This window comes from Saliphagus sp. GCM10025334, from assembly GCF_042663485.1.
In the GTDB taxonomy this organism is placed as follows: domain Archaea; phylum Halobacteriota; class Halobacteria; order Halobacteriales; family Natrialbaceae; genus Natronosalvus.
Genome location: NZ_JBHTAF010000001.1, coordinates 202,045 through 219,744, shown reverse-complemented (window position 1 = coordinate 219,744; position 17,700 = coordinate 202,045). Strand labels below are relative to the sequence as shown.

Here is a 17,700-nt window from a genome sequence, read left to right as displayed (position 1 = left end):
TCCGTCCCTAACGATACGTATTACTGTCCTCGGCTCGAGTCCCAGATATGACCGCCGAGTCGCTGCTGTTAGACGGTGGGACCGTCCACACCCTCGACGACGATCGGACGACGTCGAACGCCATCAGGTTTCGAAACGGCCGGGTCGACGCCCTCGGAGCCAAGGCTCGAGACGTTTCGGGTTCGGACGCGGACACCGTCGACCTCGACGGGTGTGTCGTACTCCCCGGATTCAACGACGCACACACCCACATTCCGTCGGTCGGAATGACGTTACACGAGACGGACCTCGGAGCGGTCGAACGTCGGTCGGACGCGCTCGACCGCCTGGCGGAAAACGCGACGAGCACCGACCCCGACGACTGGGTACTCGGCTTCGGGTACGACGAGAGTACCTGGCCTGTCGGCGACCGCGAGTACCTCACTCGATCAGAGCTCGATGCCGTCAGCGACGACCATCCAATCGCTGCTCAACGAGTCGACGGCCATACGATTTCGCTCAACACGGCGGGGCTGGAACGCGTCGACTTCGACGGCGTCGAGGGCGACCTTCGACGAGACGCCGACGGCGAACTGACCGGCGTCGTCGTCGAGGACGCAGTGATTCGGGTTCAGGAGTCGACGTACCCGGACCGCGAGAAGGCACGAACGATCCTCGACCTCGGCGTTCGACGGGCAAACGAACTCGGTCTGACGTCGATCCAGGACATGGTCGGGATGACGACGCCACCCGGTGCGGGCGATTCGATTCACGCCGCCTTCCACGACGCGTGGCGCGAGAACGACCTCCCGATCCGCCTGGGGTACTACGTTCACGTCGACCACGTCGACGAACTTTCGACGCTGGAACTCGCCAGCGGCTTTGGTGACGACCGACTTCGGATACTCGGTCTGAAGGTGTTCGCGGACGGGTCAATCGGTTCTCGAACGGCGAAACTGACGGGCGAGTTCGCCGACGACCCCGGCACCGACGGTCAGTTCGTGATCGACCCGGACCACCTCGAATCGGCCTTCGCAACCGCCGCTCGAGCCAACCAACAAATCGCGACCCACGCAATCGGCGACGAAGCGATCGACGTCGTCCTCGACGCCTACGAGGCGGTTCTCGCCGACTACGACGTCTCAGACCCACGATTACGGATCGAACACGTCGAACTCGCGACCGACGAACAGATCGAGCGGATGGCCGACCTTGACGTCGTCGCGAGTATGCAACCGAATTTCCTGCAGTGGTCCGCATCGGGCGGACTCTACGAGGCGCGCCTCGGCGAACGCTGGTTGCGCGAGAACAATCGCTTCCGGTCGATCCAGGATGCTGGCGTCTCGCTCGCGTTCGGCAGCGACAAGATGCCGTTCGGGCCGCTGTACGGCATTCACTGCGCGGTGAACGCACCCCACCAAGCCCAGCGACTCTCCGTCGACGACGCGATTCGTGCGTACACCCGCGGTGGAGCCTACGCCGAGTTCGAGGAAGACCGGAAGGGAACGCTCGAGCCAGGGATGCTTGCCGACGCGGTGATCCTCGACCGAGATCCGTACGAATACCCCCGAGATATCGCTGATATCGACGTCCTGGCGACGATCGTTGGTGGGGAATTCGTCTACAGAGCCGACGTACCGGACCGCCTCACACGGTCGAATGTGTAACGACACGATAGAGGATTGGATTTCCCAATGTGGCCCTGTCGCCGAATCGCCACCCACTCTCCTGGATCGTACCGATGGCCCGTTGATCGTGGCCGTTACACTCGAGGCGATTCACGTTATGCTCGGCATCGGTAACGACTTACCGTCATTACGAACAGTAACTTGTATTGAGGTATCCGCCTTCATTGGCCACGGATGAACAGGCAGACGAGCGGACGCGAATGACTTGAATGATTCATGAATCACTACGGCTCGCAATCATCCAACGGTGTGGGCTTTGGGATTAGCCAACGACGGCCTGAGTTCCATATAGCGATATAGGATTTACTCGGCCCAGACCAGTCATTCCTGTAAACGAAAGATATTGTTTCGATAGGGTGCTTCGACGAGCTCCTCCCAGTTGTGCGTGTACCTGTCCATCACGTCACCAACGTCGCCTCTAACGTACTTGACGACGTACGCATCTCCCAGACGGTTGCGCATTTCCGTCGTGAAGAAGTGACGGAAATAGTGTGGCGTGACGTTCTCTTCCGGCCCGGCACCTTCAGCGTACCATCCCCACCCTTCGGCTACCGAGCGGACGTGAGCTCGCACGGCGTCACTCGTCAACCGTTCGCCGTAATCCCTCGAGAGGCTCACGAACAGCGGGTCGGCGTCCGAGATCGGGTCGGGCCGGACGGCCAGCCACCGCACGAGTGCGTCCCGCAACTCTTCGTCGATCGGGATTCGGGTGTCTCGGTGGCGTTTGTTCCCGTCGACGCGCTTCTCGTCGTTCACGACGCTTCCAACGCCGATGGTGCTGCTCACGAATAGCGTATCTGGGTGATCGCGGATCGCCGCTCGCACCGGCGTCGAACGATGTTCTCGAATGGCGGCGTGGTCTAGGTGGACGTCACGCAGGTCGAGGTTGCACGCTTCGCCGGCCCGCATTCCAGTCTTCACCAGCAACGTCACGAGTGCCCGTCTGAGCGGGTGTTTAATACCGTCGACGAACTCGCTCATCTGTTCGACGGTTACGTGGCGGCGCGTCGGCGAGGAGTCGCCTTTCTCGCTCATCTCTTCCATGACGACCACCATTGGGTTGGCGTCGAACGTGCCGACCTGGGCCATGTAGCCGTAGAATCGGTTGAGGTGGACAGCCTTCGTCCGGATCGAACCGGGTGCGTAGCCGTCGTCGCGCAATCCCTGGATCCATCGCAAGCAGTCGAGGCGGTCAGCGTTGTCGAGCGTTTCTTGCCCAAGGTGGTCGTCGAACTGCCGGAGCGTCGTCTCGTAGTCGTTGACCGTCGTTTCCGACCGCCCGTACAGCTCCATCTCCTCGATGAACGTCGCGATCGGGTCCGTCGTAGCGTCGGTCGATGTTCGCGTGAGGTCTCTTCCTGCCATTTCGGTCACCGGCTAAGAACGAACCCGCCATCCTGGACGGAGTAATCGATGTCACCGGCGTCGTTCAGTCGCTCGAGTGCGGCCGTCGTGGATTGCTCGACCTCGTCGGTCACCCCATCGACGATTTCGTCGGTGGGGAGAGAACCAGTCTGTCTGAGGTGGGTGAGGATACGCTGTTCGATCAGATCGTCTAGAGTGGTGTCTTCGTCCCCTGTACCCTGGGGGTCGAGGCCGAAATCCCGCCGTCCAGCGTTGATCATCGCGCGAATGAACGCCGCTCGAGAGCCGAACCCCATCCGTTCGGCCTCTTCGTCGTAGATCTCGAGTTGGTACTCGGGGACGTCGACATTGAGGGATCGCTTGTCCTGCATCGTCTCACCGATCAGGACTCGTGACAATCACTTAATAGTGGTGGTTAAGGACGGCTTATGCGCCTAATCCGTCCAGAAACCTCCAATTTACCGGCAATGTGCGTGCTTTTTGGATCCTATTGAGCGGCTTAGTGGAGTAAGATGGTTTCTCTGTGGATGAGTTTGAGTCGCTTTGACGCCCCGTCCAGTTCAGAAGGTAGTGTTCAGTATCCAAAATCCATCACGGTTATCGCTGATTTGTCGAGGAACGATTTCGCGTTGTTCTACCAACTATTGATCTATCGAGTGCACAGAAGAGGATCAGACGGCGTGCGATGGTACGCACACATTCTTTCACGTACCTTTCACCCCTACAACGGCGTGCAAGGTCCAGAATTGGCATCCAGCACGATACCACTCCAGAGCAGTGCTATCGACCAACGGCTTGCATCGAATCTGGTGTCGAAGGAGGCCTCTCGGCCGAAGACTCCGGAAACACTGAGAAAACTGTTAACGCGGTTCACGGCGTAACATACACTTGCGTTAGATATCGGCCATCGAGGAGCGCGAGGATCCGAGTCGAGCGTACGGACGTGCGAGGGAGACTATGGCATCAGCATCGACAACCAGGGCAAACAAAGAGATCGTTCGTCGATTCGCGAACGAGTTCGTCAACGAGAGCAACTACGACACAGCCAGGGAGTTTCTGGACGCGGATATCGTCGATTCCACTCCGCTGGGCGAAACAACGGGCCGAGAGGCTGTCGTGGAAACCACGAAGGAACTACGGACGGCGTTTCCCGACTTCGTCGTCATTCCGGAAGAGACCGTCGCGGAAAAAGACACGGTCGTCGTCCGGATGACACAGCGCGGAACACACGAGGGAGTGTTCATGGGACACGAACCGACCGGGAACGTGTTCGAGATCGAGGCTATGGCGTTTCTGCGGCTCGAGGACGGCAAGATAGCGGAGCGTCGAGTCAGGCCCGACGTACTCGGGATGCTCCGGCAGTTGGGGGTTACGACACTGCAAACCGCATAACCTGGACCAATATGGCGCCCAACGCTTTTTATTCACTTACTGGTAGAGCCGTGTTCAGGCCAGGTATACAGCAATATCTGATCGATCCGCCGGGTCTCTTCATACCTCGAAGTCACACGAAATTGCGTTCAGCCCGGTACACAATTTTTCTCGACTATATTCTGTTCAGCTGGTTAGCAGATCGCCGTGACTGGCGACCAGTGGTTCTCAACACCACGCCAACACCCAACAATCACGAACATTAATTTTTAATTCCTGTATTATATTTACGAATGCATAAATACCTCTGGCCCGTAACAGGTGTATGAACTCGGCCAAATTCAACGAGCCGCTCGATCAGTCCGAGCCTCCGGTATATCTACCTGGAACACCGACTGTCTCCTTCATAGAGTACGTCGAGTTGTTCATCAGAACACTGCGTCGGTGATTCGGTAGCATCGAACTGTAGGAAGCACACTCTTTCCTCCTAGCCGTCATTAGGGGCCCACGTGAACGAGGTGTTCTTCTTTCTGGACGCAAGTGTGGGCCCCTTACGGTCGTTGCTGACCGACCCAGGCAGTCGAATCTGGAGTTGCTCTGTACTGAATCCGCGCCCATCTCTGCCACACGACATACATCGTCGATTAGCTGCTCCCAGGTGAACGTCACTTGATCGAGAGCCCGTCTGCTGAAGTCTGATTTGAATACTGTAAGAACGACTACCGAAGCCGACGAATTCCACGACCGGTAACGCTCCCGACCTGAAGAAATGGTCGAGTCCGTTCCGTCCGTGTGTACCCATTGTCGAGACCCCTTCGTACTCGTCGATGGCTCGGAGAATCTCTCTATGCGAATTCCCAATCCGCGGTGTTTTTTGACGTCAATCCCAGTTACGTTTCTCGCTCGCCCGTTCTATCAATGCTCGTTCGGCCTTGCAATCGGCTTCCTCGACGACTACGTTGTAGCCGGTAGCGACGAACCGTTCGTTGACGACAGCAGCGCATGAATAGTCGAACCGAACTGATTCACCACTGACTGGCTTGCTTCAATCACTTCGTCTGCGTTATCGCTTTAATCCGTCGGGGCTAGAACAGTTGACTACACGAGAGAGTACGCTCGTCCCGAATCATCGAGTAACCACGGATGCTCGCTGAAATCAGTCATAAACCACTGAACGCTATATCAATACGATCGATGATTGCGAGAGTAGGTCGGTGCAATCGACCCGCAAGTCGGCTCAGCGATGGATGCACATTTGATATATGATATCTTAGCAATCAAACGGTTCCACGTCTCTACTCCGGTTTACCGAACGTGTAGAGGAACATAGGCGTCTGTCCATCGGCACGCGGGGACAGAAACGACGTCACGCGGTCGTCGTAGAACGTGAGCCCGGTTCCGCCGAGATCGCGGTGTGCGTAGGTCGCCAGATAGCAACGACCGGCGGTCACCGCCGCCTCGAGCTGCGCCAGTCGGTACCCCCGGTTCCCGAGTCGATCGACGACCGCCTCGAGGTCCGTCAGGAAGTACACGCAGGCCGCGGCTTCCCCGCCGAGGCGCTGATCGAGCGCGAGGTGGGCTGCCTCCTCGCGACACTCGCCATCGATCAGGCGCTCGAGTTCGCCCGCCTCGGGGTGGTAGTGGTATGCGCCGGACGGAACGTCGGCGACGCCGTTGACGAGTACGTACGCGTCGACGAACTGGAGCGGCGAGGCGTCGGATTCACGACCGTCGAGCGGAACGCCTCGTGTGGCACGATCGAGCACCGTCGAAAATTTCCGAAAGCTCACCAGTTCGCGCTCGTAGGCGCGGCAGGAGCCCCGGCGACGGATCGTCGCGTGTAGCGGTCGCTTCGACTCCGTCTTGTAATCGACCGGGTCGAGTTCGATCCGGTCTCCATCACCGCCCTCTCGTCGTCCGACCGATTGCGCTCGTGCAGAAGAGCGCCACTCGCGGACGGCGTCTCCGCTTTCGAGCGTACTTGCTCGCCAGGCTTCGTGGATGAGCGGGAACGCCTTCTCCTCGGTCGACAGCGCTGTGGTCGCCGGATCGATTGATTCGACGGTCGGTGCGTCGGGCGCACGATTTCCGGCGCCGACGGGGACGAGTTCGAGCGGCGCTTCCCGCCGGGGGTCGACACCCAGCAGTTCGACGATGGGCTCGTCGGCGAACCCGAGGACGGCCTCGGCGGGTAGGGAAAGCGAATCCGCGGTCGCCAGCAGGTTTGCGAGTACCGTTCCCGAATCCCAGAACGCGTGACGGTACGTCCGATCGCGGTACTTCCAGGCGTTTCGCCACCAGGTTGACGTCGCGACGAACGTGACCGGTGCAGTCGCGACACCGTCGTGATCGCTGGCGACCGCGAGCACGCCCCGGTAGTCCCCCTCGCGAAGCACGTCGAGCGACAGCGACCGGGGCTCGACGTGGTAGACGCCGGCTTCCAGATCCGCGAGGTCGCCACAGACCGCATACAGGTCGACGTGATACAGCGCCCCGGTGCAGGCCGCGGCACGAAAGAGTAGCTCGCGGCCCTGGCGGGTGAGCTGCTTCGTGATTCCGGTCGAGAAGTACGACAGCGCCGTGAGCGCGTCCAGGTCGACGGCTCGCTCGGGCGAGAAATCGGCGTGGGTGGGCGTGATCGCCGACAGTGCAGGAATGCCGGTCACGCGAACGCGCTCCGATAGCGCTCGTCGCGGGAGATCCTCGTAGCGCTTGAAGGAGCGGGGCTTGTTATCGAAATCGAGCCGGTGGCCGCTCTCACGGACGCTCTTCGGGGAGTGTTTGGTGCGCTCGTGATACTCGAGGGCGCTGACCATACTGGTAGCCTCTACGGCAGCCCCAATCAATCCGGGGTGTGGTTTACCCGATATTCCTCACTCGTATTCGAACACGCGAGCCATCCCCCGCTCGAGGTGGTAGACGTTGTGACAGTGGAACAGCCAGTGGCCCGGATTGGTTGCGCGGAAGTCGAACGTCACCTGATCGCCGTGAGGCGCGACGAGGACAGTGTCCTTGACCGCGTCGCCGACCTGGAAGAAGTGACCGTGGAGGTGCATCGGATGGATCGCTGGACTGCGGTTCACCATCCGGACGCGGACGTGATCGCCCTCACTTATCTCGAGCGGGTCGGCGTCCGGGTACACCTCCCCGTCGATAGTCCACGCGTCGGCGTCGGCACCACCCATCATCCCGCCCGACAGCATGAGGTCGAACGTCCGATCCGGTTCCCCGTCGAGATCCAGCGGCTCGAGCGCCTCGAGGTCGCCGTACTCGAGTTCCCGGCCGTCGAACTGCGGTCGGTCGACAGAGCCGTCGTCGGTATTCTCGTATCGCAGTCTCGCTTCCGCGGGATCTTCGGTGCCGACGACGTGTTCCGCGACGATGGCCCACTCACCTGGGGAGTCAGCTTCGAGGATTGCGTCGTATCGCTCGCCCATGCTCACGACGAACGAGTTCGCGTCGACGAGTTCGACCGGTCGCCCGTCGGCGTGCGTGACGGTCAGCGAGTGTCCGCCGACGCCGACGCGATAGGTCGTGGCGCTGCTCGGATTGATGAAACGCAGACGAACGCGCTCGCCCTCTTCGACGTCGAACACCGGTGGATTCGACGGGAGGCGACCGTTAACGAGCAGCCTCTCGTACGGCGGTCGTTGACTCATCATCTGACTGTCGGGGCCCATACCGTCGCCAGGGCCCATTCCATCGCCCGGGCCGCGACCGTCGTCAGGCCCGTCGCCGCCTCTGGGACCCATGCCGCCTGGGCCCATGCCGTCGTTCGGATCTCGTCCATCGCCCTGCCCGTCGCCACCGCCAGGGCCCATCGCGTCACCGCCTCCCGGCGGGGCTTCGATAGAGTCCAACGCAGGTTCCTCCGTGAAGTAACCGTCGAGTTGCAGTGTGTACTCGCGGTCGTACTCGACGTGCGGTGGTTCCTCCTCGACGATCAGGAGTCCGTAGAGCCCCCTATCGAGTTGCAATCCGACGTGGCTGTGGTAGACGTACGTCCCCGCCGGCGTCGCTTCGAACTCGTACTCGAACGTCCCATCGGACGGAACGGGTTCCTGCGTGACGTCGCGGACGCCGTCCATCGGATTTGGCACGGGAACACCGTGCCAGTGAATTGTCGTCTCCGCGGGCAACTGATTCTCGAGCGAGACACGAAGCGTCTCCCCCTCACTGATTCGGAGCTCGGGGCCAGGGATCTGCTCGTTGTACACCCACGTCTCGAGGCTCTCGTCCGATCCGACGTCGACCGCCTCGCTCGAGGCGACTATCGTTTCCTCCAGCGTGCCCTCACCATCTTCCTGTGCGGACCGCCCGAGTGCAGCCGATCCGATTTCGCTTGCGACTCCCGCGATTCCGAACAGAGTTGCGCCGCCCATGCGCAATGTTTGTCGTCGCGGGATGATTCGATCGATGGTGTTCATCAGGGAACGGCCCACGACTACCGGGAAAAATGAGGGGCATGCAGTGCGCGTGAAACACTCGGAGTTCCGAGGCGTGCTGATGAGACGCGCTGAATCCAGGGCAGGAATATGGCACAACTCGAAGAACATCTACGGAGGTTGCTGATCAATTACTACAGAGCATACAGTTATTGCCCAGTTCCATCTTGCTGTATTCTCGATTTTAGATACTATACGAGTTATCGACAGTTCTAGTGCTAAATGGGCACGATCAACCCTTCACGACTGGGCTCACAAAGCCAGTCTACACCCCGAAACTGAATGGAGTCCGGTTCACGTCGCGCTCGAGGTGCCGGTGATCCAAATCAACGGCCAGCAGTTATGGTTGTACGCTGGCCCTGGATCTAGAGACAACAAATTCCTGCATGTACGGCCGTTTAAGACGGCTACAACGACATTGGCGCGGCGGTGTCTAAAGGAGCAATGTCTGAATGCGACATCTCCAACGCCGAGTTTCACGTCAGCCACGCCCAGCATCTAGCTGTCGCATTGCAACGATCAAGGCTCCAATTTCAAAACATTCGACATGGGAATCGAAACGCTGTAGAACAAGTATTTCAATGCGTATAAACTCAAAATTCCTTGTTTAGTGACAATTTTAACCATCTCTATCCAGCGACCCCTGAAACGTGGTTGTAAGCCTTCGCATTTAGTGGGACTCGCGAAACTATACACGACGACGCAGTTACACCGCCGAACTGGGGGCCGCCCGGAGGCCTCTATTGCTGGCTGGCCTGCTACTACCTCCCATCACTTGCCTGAAGGCGTGTACAGAGGCTTTCGCAAGAGCAAGACAGAGACGTCCGTCTGACGTGATCGGACGCGTCGCCACCAAAGAGAATTGATCAATAACGTCCAACAATACTGGACGCCGAATGCTGGCCTTTACAGTGTTACGTTTGTAATCACGTGGGTCGGGGTTTGGTAGTGTCTGGACTGGAGTTCGACCGCGTTTACGGCGTTCTGGAGGCCGACCAACGACTCGATTTCAATGCGTTTGGCACCGAAGTGGTGATTTGGGCTGGCGATTGCTATTGCGAGGTTCTCCGAGTCATGATCGTTACCGGTGATTGGGACGATGACGGACTCGATCCCGCTAACTCGCCCTTCGTCTTCCATTCCATATCTCTGTACACGGGTTTTGGCAGTCCCCTCGAGGAATTCGTCGATATCCGTAATTGTGTCCTCGTGGTCGCTGGCATTCCGTACCGATGGACGACGTTCCGAATCTCGTCTTCCATCCGTTGCGCCAGAAGTACCTTCCTCGTGGCGGTCAGTGCATTCTAGTGAGCCCGCCGGTCGGGGCGTTGTCCGGAACGACTCCGATAGACTCGGGCCGGTAAACGAGTACTCGCATCCGTCTTCCTCGTGTCTGATGGTCTCAACTTCCATCATCCTCTGAGAGAGGATACCGACTTCCCATCACGTTGGTGAGTCACTATTTCAGTCGTGCTGAACTACTTCGCCGACCTGGAGTAACCGCAAACTCTGTCGGTACTGACCCTTTTCATCGATCACGTCTTCGGGAACCTCAAGCGTCTCGAGGGAGCGGTGCTCTTCGGGGCATCGAGGTGGGTCGCCAATTCGAAGACGCCAGTCCGTTCGAGTTCCCTGGCTGGTTCAATAATGTTGAACACATGGCTTTCTATACTGACCGTTTGCTCCGTCCGCGACCGCCCTATTTCTGCTCATCGGGAAAGTTTTATATGACAGTTGTTGGTGTCCTGCTCTTGTTGGCATATTTTTCGTCCAATAGTGTTGGATGATGAGGCTCCTGACGGCAACCTGGAACCGACTCGACCGAAAGGACGTCGAGACGCCTTCGTGAACCAATGTGCAACTACGCCATTGTCGGCAATTCGGCTCTGATTTGCGATCTCGCCATTTGTACCCACACTCACTGACCGATGCGTTCGCACAGAGTACGATGCTGCTGATCTGAGCTCACTTCTTGATGGCTAACGCGGCTAGTCTAGGGTACATTGGCTGATTGACTGGGTTTCCAGTCCGTCAGCCGACGCAGGTCAGGTCGACTGACCGGAACGACACCCGCCCTATTTTCGCACGCTTTCGTACCTCAACGCCACCGAAATTCGCTTCGACGACAGAACTCACCTGACAGGATAGCGTGGCACTGCAAAAACTGATATACTCGAACGTTTTTCGGCACAGTGCTCGCCGATTTCTGCGTGCCGGTCGACTCAGTCGTCTCGGACGAACGTGACCGGACAGGGCGACTCGAGCAGTACGGACTGTGCGACGCTGCCGAAGATCACCTTGTCGGTGGGCGATCGACGTCGTCCGCTGACGACGAGTCGGTCCACCTCGAGTTCGTCCGCGAGTGCGACGAGTCCGTCGCCTGGTTCACCTACCGCACCGCAAACCTCGTAGTCGACGCCAGCGTCATCTATCCTGTCGACGACTGCCTGCACTGTCTCCTGTTTGGCGACGACCTCGTCAACCGCGTACTCCTCTAGTGGAAACTCCTCGAGCAGGTCGTCGTACTCATCGTCTGAGAGCACGTACGGTGCTGAGGAACCGGCTATCGGTGTGGTGCTCGTTGCGAAGATTTCGTCGTCCTCGGGAAAGACGTGAGCGATGATGACTGTCGCATCGAGTGGCTTCGCAACGTCGAGGACGACGCCGGTCAGTCGTTCGAGACGGGGGTCGTCCTCGTCGTTGACGGCTAACAGAACTGTCTTGATCGCCATAGGAAACCAAACTCTGTCCGGAAGCAAAAGGGTGTACGTATCCGCAAAGGATACCGGAGTCACCCGAGCGCTACGTTCTCGATATGCGTCGCCGATACTCGCAAGGATTCGGAGGTCGACAACCTGGGGTGTCCGATATTCATCGGCACCGTTGGAGGGAGTGCATCTGGGTCACATCTCCATTCGATATCGGTCGCTCAGCACACGTTCTCCTGCCTGATCCCGATGAACGGGTATGCGAACGTAATCGATCCCGACGATCACTTCATCAAAACATTTGTAACGGTAGCAGTGGAATCCACCTTGGATGCCAACAGTCTACGAGAACTACGTGGATGGTGAGTGGACCGCCTCCGAATCTGGTGAGACATTCGACGTCCTGAACCCGGCAGATCCGTCGTCGACCACCGGCCGATTCCAGGCCTCGACGACCGGTGACATCGAAGCCGCGATTGACGCGGCAGTCGACGCCCAGGAAACGTGGGCCGATATGCCCGGACCGGAACGGGGTGACGTTCTCAAGCGTACCGGTGAACTGCTCGAGGCGCGCAAGCAGTCGGCAACCGAGGCGCTCGTGCGCGAAGAAGGAAAGACGCGCTCCGAGGCCGCCGGGGAAGTCCAGCGTGCGATCGACATCTTCGCCTACTTCGCCCAGAAATCCCTCGATCTCGGCGGGATCAGCAAGTCGGCGAGCGGGCGGAACAAAGAGCTGTTCACCAGGCGTGAACCGCTCGGAACCGTCGGCCTGATCACGCCCTGGAACTACCCGGTAGCGATTCCTGCGTGGAAGCTCGCTCCAGCGCTGGCTGCGGGAAACACGGTCGTCATCAAGCCGGCGTCCGGCGCCCCAGGGATGACGCAGATCCTCTTCGAGTGTCTCGACGAGGCGCGGATACCGGATGGGGTTGCCAACATGGTAACCGGATCGGGTAGCGACGTCGGGACGCCACTCGCCGAGCACGACGATATTGACGGCGTGTCCTTCACTGGCAGCACGGCTGTCGGAACGAACGTCGCCGAGACCGCCGCAAAGGGTCTCAAACGCGTCCAGTGTGAGATGGGGGGCAAGAATCCGACCGTCGTGATGCCGAGCGCCGACGTCGACGAGGCCGTGGAGATTCTCGGTGTCGGGGCGTTCGGGACGACAGGCCAGTCGTGTACGGCGGCGTCCCGGGCGATCGTTCACGAGGAGATCTACGACGAATTCGTCGACGCGATGGTCGAGTACGCAAACGACGTCGAGATCGGACCAGGGCTCGACGATCCGGATATGGGACCGCACGTCTCGAAAAGCGAACTCGAGAGCACCCTCGAGTACGTCGAACTCGGCCAGGATGAGGGAGCGACGCTCGAAACGGGGGGAGTGCGCCCCTCCGGTGCGGAGTACGGCGACGGGTACTACGTCGAGCCGGCGGTGTTCTCGGAGGTCGACAACGAAATGCGAATCGCCCAGGAGGAGATTTTTGGGCCAGTCCTCTCGGTCATCGAGGCGAGTGACTTCGAGGAGGCGCTGTGGCTGGCGAACGACGTGGACTACGGACTTGCGGCGAGTATCGTTACGCAGGACCTCACCGAGGCCGACGAGTTTGTCGACCGAATCGAGGCCGGCGTTGCGAAGGTCAACGAGAAGACGACCGGACTGGAGCTGCACGTCCCCTTCGGCGGGTACAAGAACTCGTCGACGAACACGTATCGAGAACAGGGCGACGCCGGGCTCGACTTCTTCACGTCGACAAAGACGGTGTACCGGAACTACTGACTGCGTCGTCGCCTCCCTTCGTACGCGGTGGCAGGCGATCCGCTGTAGTGTCGCCCTTTTGGCTGACATCCGATCCCGACGCGAGCGGCAGTCGTGACCGCCGACGATGGGTTTATTGCTCATGGCCGTAATGTGGGAATTGATGTCATCGCCAGCAGCGCAGGTCAAACAGCAATTGCGAGGTGTTGCTGTCGGACTGCTCACACCTTTTGACGAGGAATTAGAAATCGAACACTGGAAGATCGAGGAAAATGCACAGTCGCTCTACGATGCGGGGATGCGCACCTTTCTGGCAGCCGCGAACATCAGTGAGTATCACTCCCTGTCACAGGAAGAGCGCGTCGAGAGCGTCGAGACTGTCGTCGAAACGCTTCCATCGGACGCGTGCGTCCTCGCCGGCGTCGGCGGGAGCACGTCCGACGCTCTGGACCTGATCGAAGCGTACGACCGAGTCGGCGCCGAGGCGATGATGATCATGCCGCCGGACCACACCTACCTCCACGAACGGGGGCTACTGGAGTATTACCGAAAGCTAGCGGCGGGGACCGATGTCCCGCTCGTTCCATACGTACGCGGGTTCGATCCGTCAGTAGCGTTCCTCGCCGACCTCTCCCGGGTAGATGGCGTCGCTGGGATCAAGTACGCCCTGAAGGACTCGGTGAAACTCGGAGAAGCGATCCGAGCCGGCGACGATGACGTCGTCTGGGTCAACGGGCTCGCGGAACCGTACGCGATAGCCTACTGGGCGGAAGGCGTCGAAGGATTTACGGCGGGCGTCAGCAACTTTCGCCCCGAGGTTGGTCAGGAACTATTTCGGGCGCTATCCGAGCAGAACTGGGAACGCGCCCGCGCGCTACGCGACCTCTGTCTCCCGTATCAGCGTTTCAGAGACGAAACAGGACGGAACAACTCGCTCGCAGGAGCGCTCAGCGTCCCAGCCGTCAAGAAGGGTCTCGAGCTTGCCGGACTCCACGGCGGCGCCGTGAGAGAGCCGATATGTTCGCTTTCGTCGGACGAAGCCGCCCGGGCCGAACGGATCTACAACAAACTGGACGACGACATCGACCGGGTCATCGGATAATGGGCGGTGATGTGATCGCCTATCGATCCAGAAACTCGAGTAATTGGTGCAGCAAAGCCGTCGAACGATTCCAAAATACCTGAGCGAGAAACAGAGACAATCGAAATCATGCAACAAGAACGACCAGACACGAAGTTAGACGAACTACCACTCCGAACCGGCCTCCGGACTCGGACCCTGTCAGACGATCGACTCGCGTTCTGTCGGCAGATCGGTGTCCAGGATATTTTCCTCGATCATCGGTCCCCACGCGGCGACGTGTTCGAAGACGAGGGAAGCCAGGACGACGAGACGATCACGATCGACGACGGGACTGTTCCAACTGTGTCGGATCTGGTCCAGGCACGTCGGCGTGCAGAAGACGCCGGCCTCCGACTGATGGGGATTCAGTCGCTGAGCTACAACGTCTACGGGAAGATCATGCTCGACAAGGAGGGCAAAGAGAGCCAGCTCGAGACGGTCAAACAGCTGATCCGGAACCTCGGCCGAGCGGACATCCCGATCCTTGGTTACCAGTGGAACCCTCGCGGCGTCGTCCCGATGCGAACGTCCCAGACCGTGCGGCTGCGCGGCGGGGCGCGAGGGCGCGAGTTCGATATCGACGACCTCGACGCGCCGTACGAACCCGTCGACGAAGTAGAGCGGGAGTACACAGAGGACGAACTGTGGGCCAACTACGAGCAGTTCCTCGAGGAGGTGCTTCCCGTGGCTGAGGAGGCTGGCGTACGGCTGGCACTCCACCCGGCGGATCCGCCGACGGTAGAGCAACTCGGCGGGATCCCTCGCCTCTTCCGTAACTTCGAGGCGTTCCAGCGAGCGATGGAGATCGTCCCGAGCGACAACCACGGACTCAAACTTTGTCTGGGCTGCTTCTCGGAAATGCCGGACGTCGACATCGAGGAGGTAATCGGACACTTCGGCGAGAACGACGACATCGTGTTCGTTCACTTCCGGGACGTCGTGGGAACCTGGCCGCGGTTCACCGAGACGTTCCTGGACGACGAGCGGAGCAACTTCGATCCGGGCGTGGCGATCGAACGACTCCGCGAGGTCGGATTCGACGGCGTCATGGTCCCGGACCACGTTCCCGACGTCATCGGAGACACGGAGTGGGGCCATCGGTCGCGTGCCCACGCGGTCGCCTATCTGAACGGGATCCTGTCGTGTTCGGATAACAGGGGGCGGTGAGTCATCACTCCACAAGTCCATTTCCGTCGTATCCAACCCGAATTCGTATGAACGTCCTCGTGACCGGGTCCTACGGCAGATGTGGGACCGCAATCATCGACCACCTCGAAGGGGAGCCGAGATACGAGTTCACCTACCTGAATCGGTCCGACCGTCCGTCCGGTCATCGTTACGGTCGCTTCGACACGTACGTCGCCGACGTCTCTGAGTACGAGGCGATCCGGCCAGCGTTCGACGACCAGGACGCCGTCGTGCATCTCGCGGCGTACCCCTACACGGACGGTGAGTGGCAGGACGTCCTCGAACCGAACATCGTCGGAATGAACAACGCGCTCGAAGCCGCACGCACCGCGGAGGTAGACACGTTCGTGTTCGCGTCGACGAACCACGTGATGGGGATGTATGAGGAAGAGCACGCGCCGGACCTGTACGCCCCCGACTACGACCTGTGTCTCGAACCGACCGATCCGGCTCGACCAGACTCGTACTACGGGGCAACGAAGCTGTTCGGGGAAGCTCTTGGCCGATACTATGTGGAACGATACGAGTATCCTCGACACTTCTACGCCCTGCGGATCTGTTCGGTTCTCCCCCGCGGGTTCGACCATCCATACGGTCCAGCGGAGCGTCGCGCCGCAAACGGGACGATGGATCGTGATAGCGACGCTTACGAGCGATCGGTCGCACGAACGAAAGCGACGTGGCACTCCCGTCGTGATTTCGCTCAGCTAGTCGAGTGCTGCCTCGTCGATGAAGACGTGACGTTCGACATCTTCAACGGCGTCAGTGACAACGACCGTCGCTGGTTCTCCATCCAGAACGCGCGGGAACGCCTCGGGTACGAACCGCTCGACAACGGCGAGACGTGGGACGGACCGCCGTCCGAACCTGACGAGCGGACATGAGACAGCCGAGAGCTATCCACATAGACAGTAGACCTTCAGAGCAAATTCGACCATGATACGCGAGAATTACATAGCCGCCGTTGGAACGTACAGCGCAGCGACCGACGAGAGCGTACACACCGTAGCGGTCGATCCCGACACGGGATCGATGACGCGACTCGACGCGGCGGTGGCTGGTCCCGACCCGACGTTCGTGGCATTTCACCCTTCGGGAGCGTACCTCTACGCCGCCGTTCGGGAAGAGGAGGAAGGAGCCGTCCAATCATACGAGGTCGATCGCGACACCGGCGAACTGACCGAGCGAGATAGTGCCTCGAGCGGGGCAACGGGACCCTGTTACTGTTCCGTCGACGAGACAGGTCAGTTCCTGTTGGTCGCCCATTACACCGGCGGAGCGATATCGATGCTCCCCCTCGATCTCGACGGCAGGATCGGGTCGCCCTGCGAGGTGATCGAACATCGTGGCTCGAGTATCGACCCGGACCGCCAGACGGCACCCCATCCCCACTCGATCACGCTCGGTCCCGAGAATCGATTCGCGTACGTTCCTGATCTCGGCACCGATCAGGTTCACATCTACGCGGTAGATCGCGACGGGGCCTCGCTCTCTCGTGCCGGTGTCGTCGACTGTTCCCCCGGCTCTGGACCGCGGCATCTCTCGTTCTCCGCGGACGGCGAGCAGGTGTATCTGATCAACGAACTCGACTCGACCGTGACCGTCCTGGATCGGCAATCGGACGGACTGTTGACCGACTGCTCGACCGTTTCGACCGTACCGTCGGATGTCGACGAGGACAACAAGACGGCCGAAATCGCCACCCACCCGTCGGGAGACTACGTGTACGGTTCGAATCGTGGCCTGGATACGATCGTCACGTTCACCGTTGACGAGACGACGATCACCAGACTAGATCAAACGCCGACCGGTGGCGAGTGGCCCCGTCACTTTGCAATCGCCCCGAATGGGGAGTTTCTGTTCGTAGAAAACCGACACACGAACGAAATCGTTGCGTTCGATGTCGATACGACGACTGGAAGCCTCTCTCCGATAGACGAATCCCTGTCAATTCAGGAACCGGTATGTATGCAGTGGATGCCGGATCGCTGAAACCGCTTCGCGGCATCTTCCGCATCGAACGTGTGGCCCTTGCCCGCGACCTCATCGTGGAGTGCTATATCGAAACTGA

The 17,700-nt window shown here is 59.7% G+C and carries 13 protein-coding genes; 7 read left to right on the top strand and 6 right to left on the bottom strand.

Annotation, left to right across the window (positions count from 1 at the left end; all coding sequences use genetic code 11):
- The first annotated feature begins 47 nt into the window (after positions 1–47).
- Positions 48–1,646, top strand: a complete 1,599-nt coding sequence (locus ACFQO4_RS00970; RefSeq protein ID WP_500259145.1) for an amidohydrolase — start codon at positions 48–50, stop codon at positions 1,644–1,646.
- Positions 1,647–1,988: 342 nt separating this feature from the next.
- On the opposite strand, the gene ACFQO4_RS00965 is transcribed toward ACFQO4_RS00970, so the two are convergent.
- Together ACFQO4_RS00965 and ACFQO4_RS00960 are read right to left on the bottom strand one after the other, a co-directional pair.
- A complete protein-coding gene (locus ACFQO4_RS00965) occupies positions 1,989–3,032 on the bottom strand; it encodes a tyrosine-type recombinase/integrase (protein ID WP_500259144.1) in 1,044 nt (347 codons plus the stop codon).
- A gap of 5 nt (positions 3,033–3,037) precedes the next feature.
- Positions 3,038–3,403, bottom strand: a complete 366-nt coding sequence (locus ACFQO4_RS00960) for a DUF5805 domain-containing protein (protein WP_500259143.1) — start codon at positions 3,401–3,403, stop codon at positions 3,038–3,040.
- A 586-nt stretch (positions 3,404–3,989) separates the two neighbouring features.
- Between ACFQO4_RS00960 and ACFQO4_RS00955 the strand changes: the two genes are divergently transcribed.
- Positions 3,990–4,424 carry an ester cyclase gene (locus ACFQO4_RS00955; protein WP_500259142.1) on the top strand — a complete coding sequence of 145 codons (435 nt, stop codon included), beginning with the start codon at positions 3,990–3,992 and terminating at the stop codon, positions 4,422–4,424.
- A gap of 1,274 nt (positions 4,425–5,698) precedes the next feature.
- On the opposite strand, the gene ACFQO4_RS00950 is transcribed toward ACFQO4_RS00955, so the two are convergent.
- The 4 genes from ACFQO4_RS00950 to ACFQO4_RS00935 all read right to left on the bottom strand — a co-directional run bounded on the left by ACFQO4_RS00950 (position 5,699) and on the right by ACFQO4_RS00935 (position 11,580).
- Complete coding sequence (locus ACFQO4_RS00950) at positions 5,699–7,219, bottom strand: SagB/ThcOx family dehydrogenase (protein WP_500259141.1); 1,521 nt, start codon at positions 7,217–7,219, stop codon at positions 5,699–5,701.
- A gap of 57 nt (positions 7,220–7,276) precedes the next feature.
- Positions 7,277–8,830: a multicopper oxidase family protein gene (locus ACFQO4_RS00945; protein WP_500259140.1), complete on the bottom strand. Its 1,554-nt coding sequence runs from the start codon at positions 8,828–8,830 to the stop codon at positions 7,277–7,279.
- Positions 8,831–9,754: 924 nt separating this feature from the next.
- Complete coding sequence (locus ACFQO4_RS00940) at positions 9,755–10,261, bottom strand: hypothetical protein (RefSeq protein WP_500259139.1); 507 nt, start codon at positions 10,259–10,261, stop codon at positions 9,755–9,757.
- A gap of 809 nt (positions 10,262–11,070) precedes the next feature.
- Positions 11,071–11,580, bottom strand: coding sequence for a universal stress protein (locus tag ACFQO4_RS00935; protein ID WP_500259138.1), 510 nt, complete (start codon positions 11,578–11,580; stop codon positions 11,071–11,073).
- A 307-nt stretch (positions 11,581–11,887) separates the two neighbouring features.
- On the opposite strand from ACFQO4_RS00935, the gene xacF reads away from it, so the two are divergent.
- The 5 genes from xacF (at position 11,888) to ACFQO4_RS00910 (ending at position 17,621) form a co-directional block, all read left to right on the top strand.
- On the top strand, positions 11,888–13,339 hold the full coding sequence (xacF, locus tag ACFQO4_RS00930; RefSeq protein WP_500259137.1) for a 2,5-dioxovalerate dehydrogenase: 1,452 nt from the start codon (positions 11,888–11,890) through the stop codon (positions 13,337–13,339).
- Between the two features lie 142 nt (positions 13,340–13,481).
- Positions 13,482–14,420, top strand: coding sequence for a dihydrodipicolinate synthase family protein (locus tag ACFQO4_RS00925; protein WP_500259136.1), 939 nt, complete (start codon positions 13,482–13,484; stop codon positions 14,418–14,420).
- Positions 14,421–14,528: 108 nt separating this feature from the next.
- A complete protein-coding gene (locus ACFQO4_RS00920) occupies positions 14,529–15,608 on the top strand; it encodes a mannonate dehydratase (protein WP_500259135.1) in 1,080 nt (359 codons plus the stop codon).
- A gap of 47 nt (positions 15,609–15,655) precedes the next feature.
- Entirely contained in the window at positions 15,656–16,513 is an 858-nt protein-coding gene (locus ACFQO4_RS00915) for an NAD-dependent epimerase/dehydratase family protein (protein WP_500259134.1), read from the top strand.
- A gap of 52 nt (positions 16,514–16,565) precedes the next feature.
- Positions 16,566–17,621 (top strand): lactonase family protein, encoded by a 1,056-nt coding sequence (locus ACFQO4_RS00910; RefSeq protein WP_500259133.1) that lies wholly within the window; start codon positions 16,566–16,568, stop codon positions 17,619–17,621.
- Positions 17,622–17,700 lie beyond the last annotated feature (79 nt).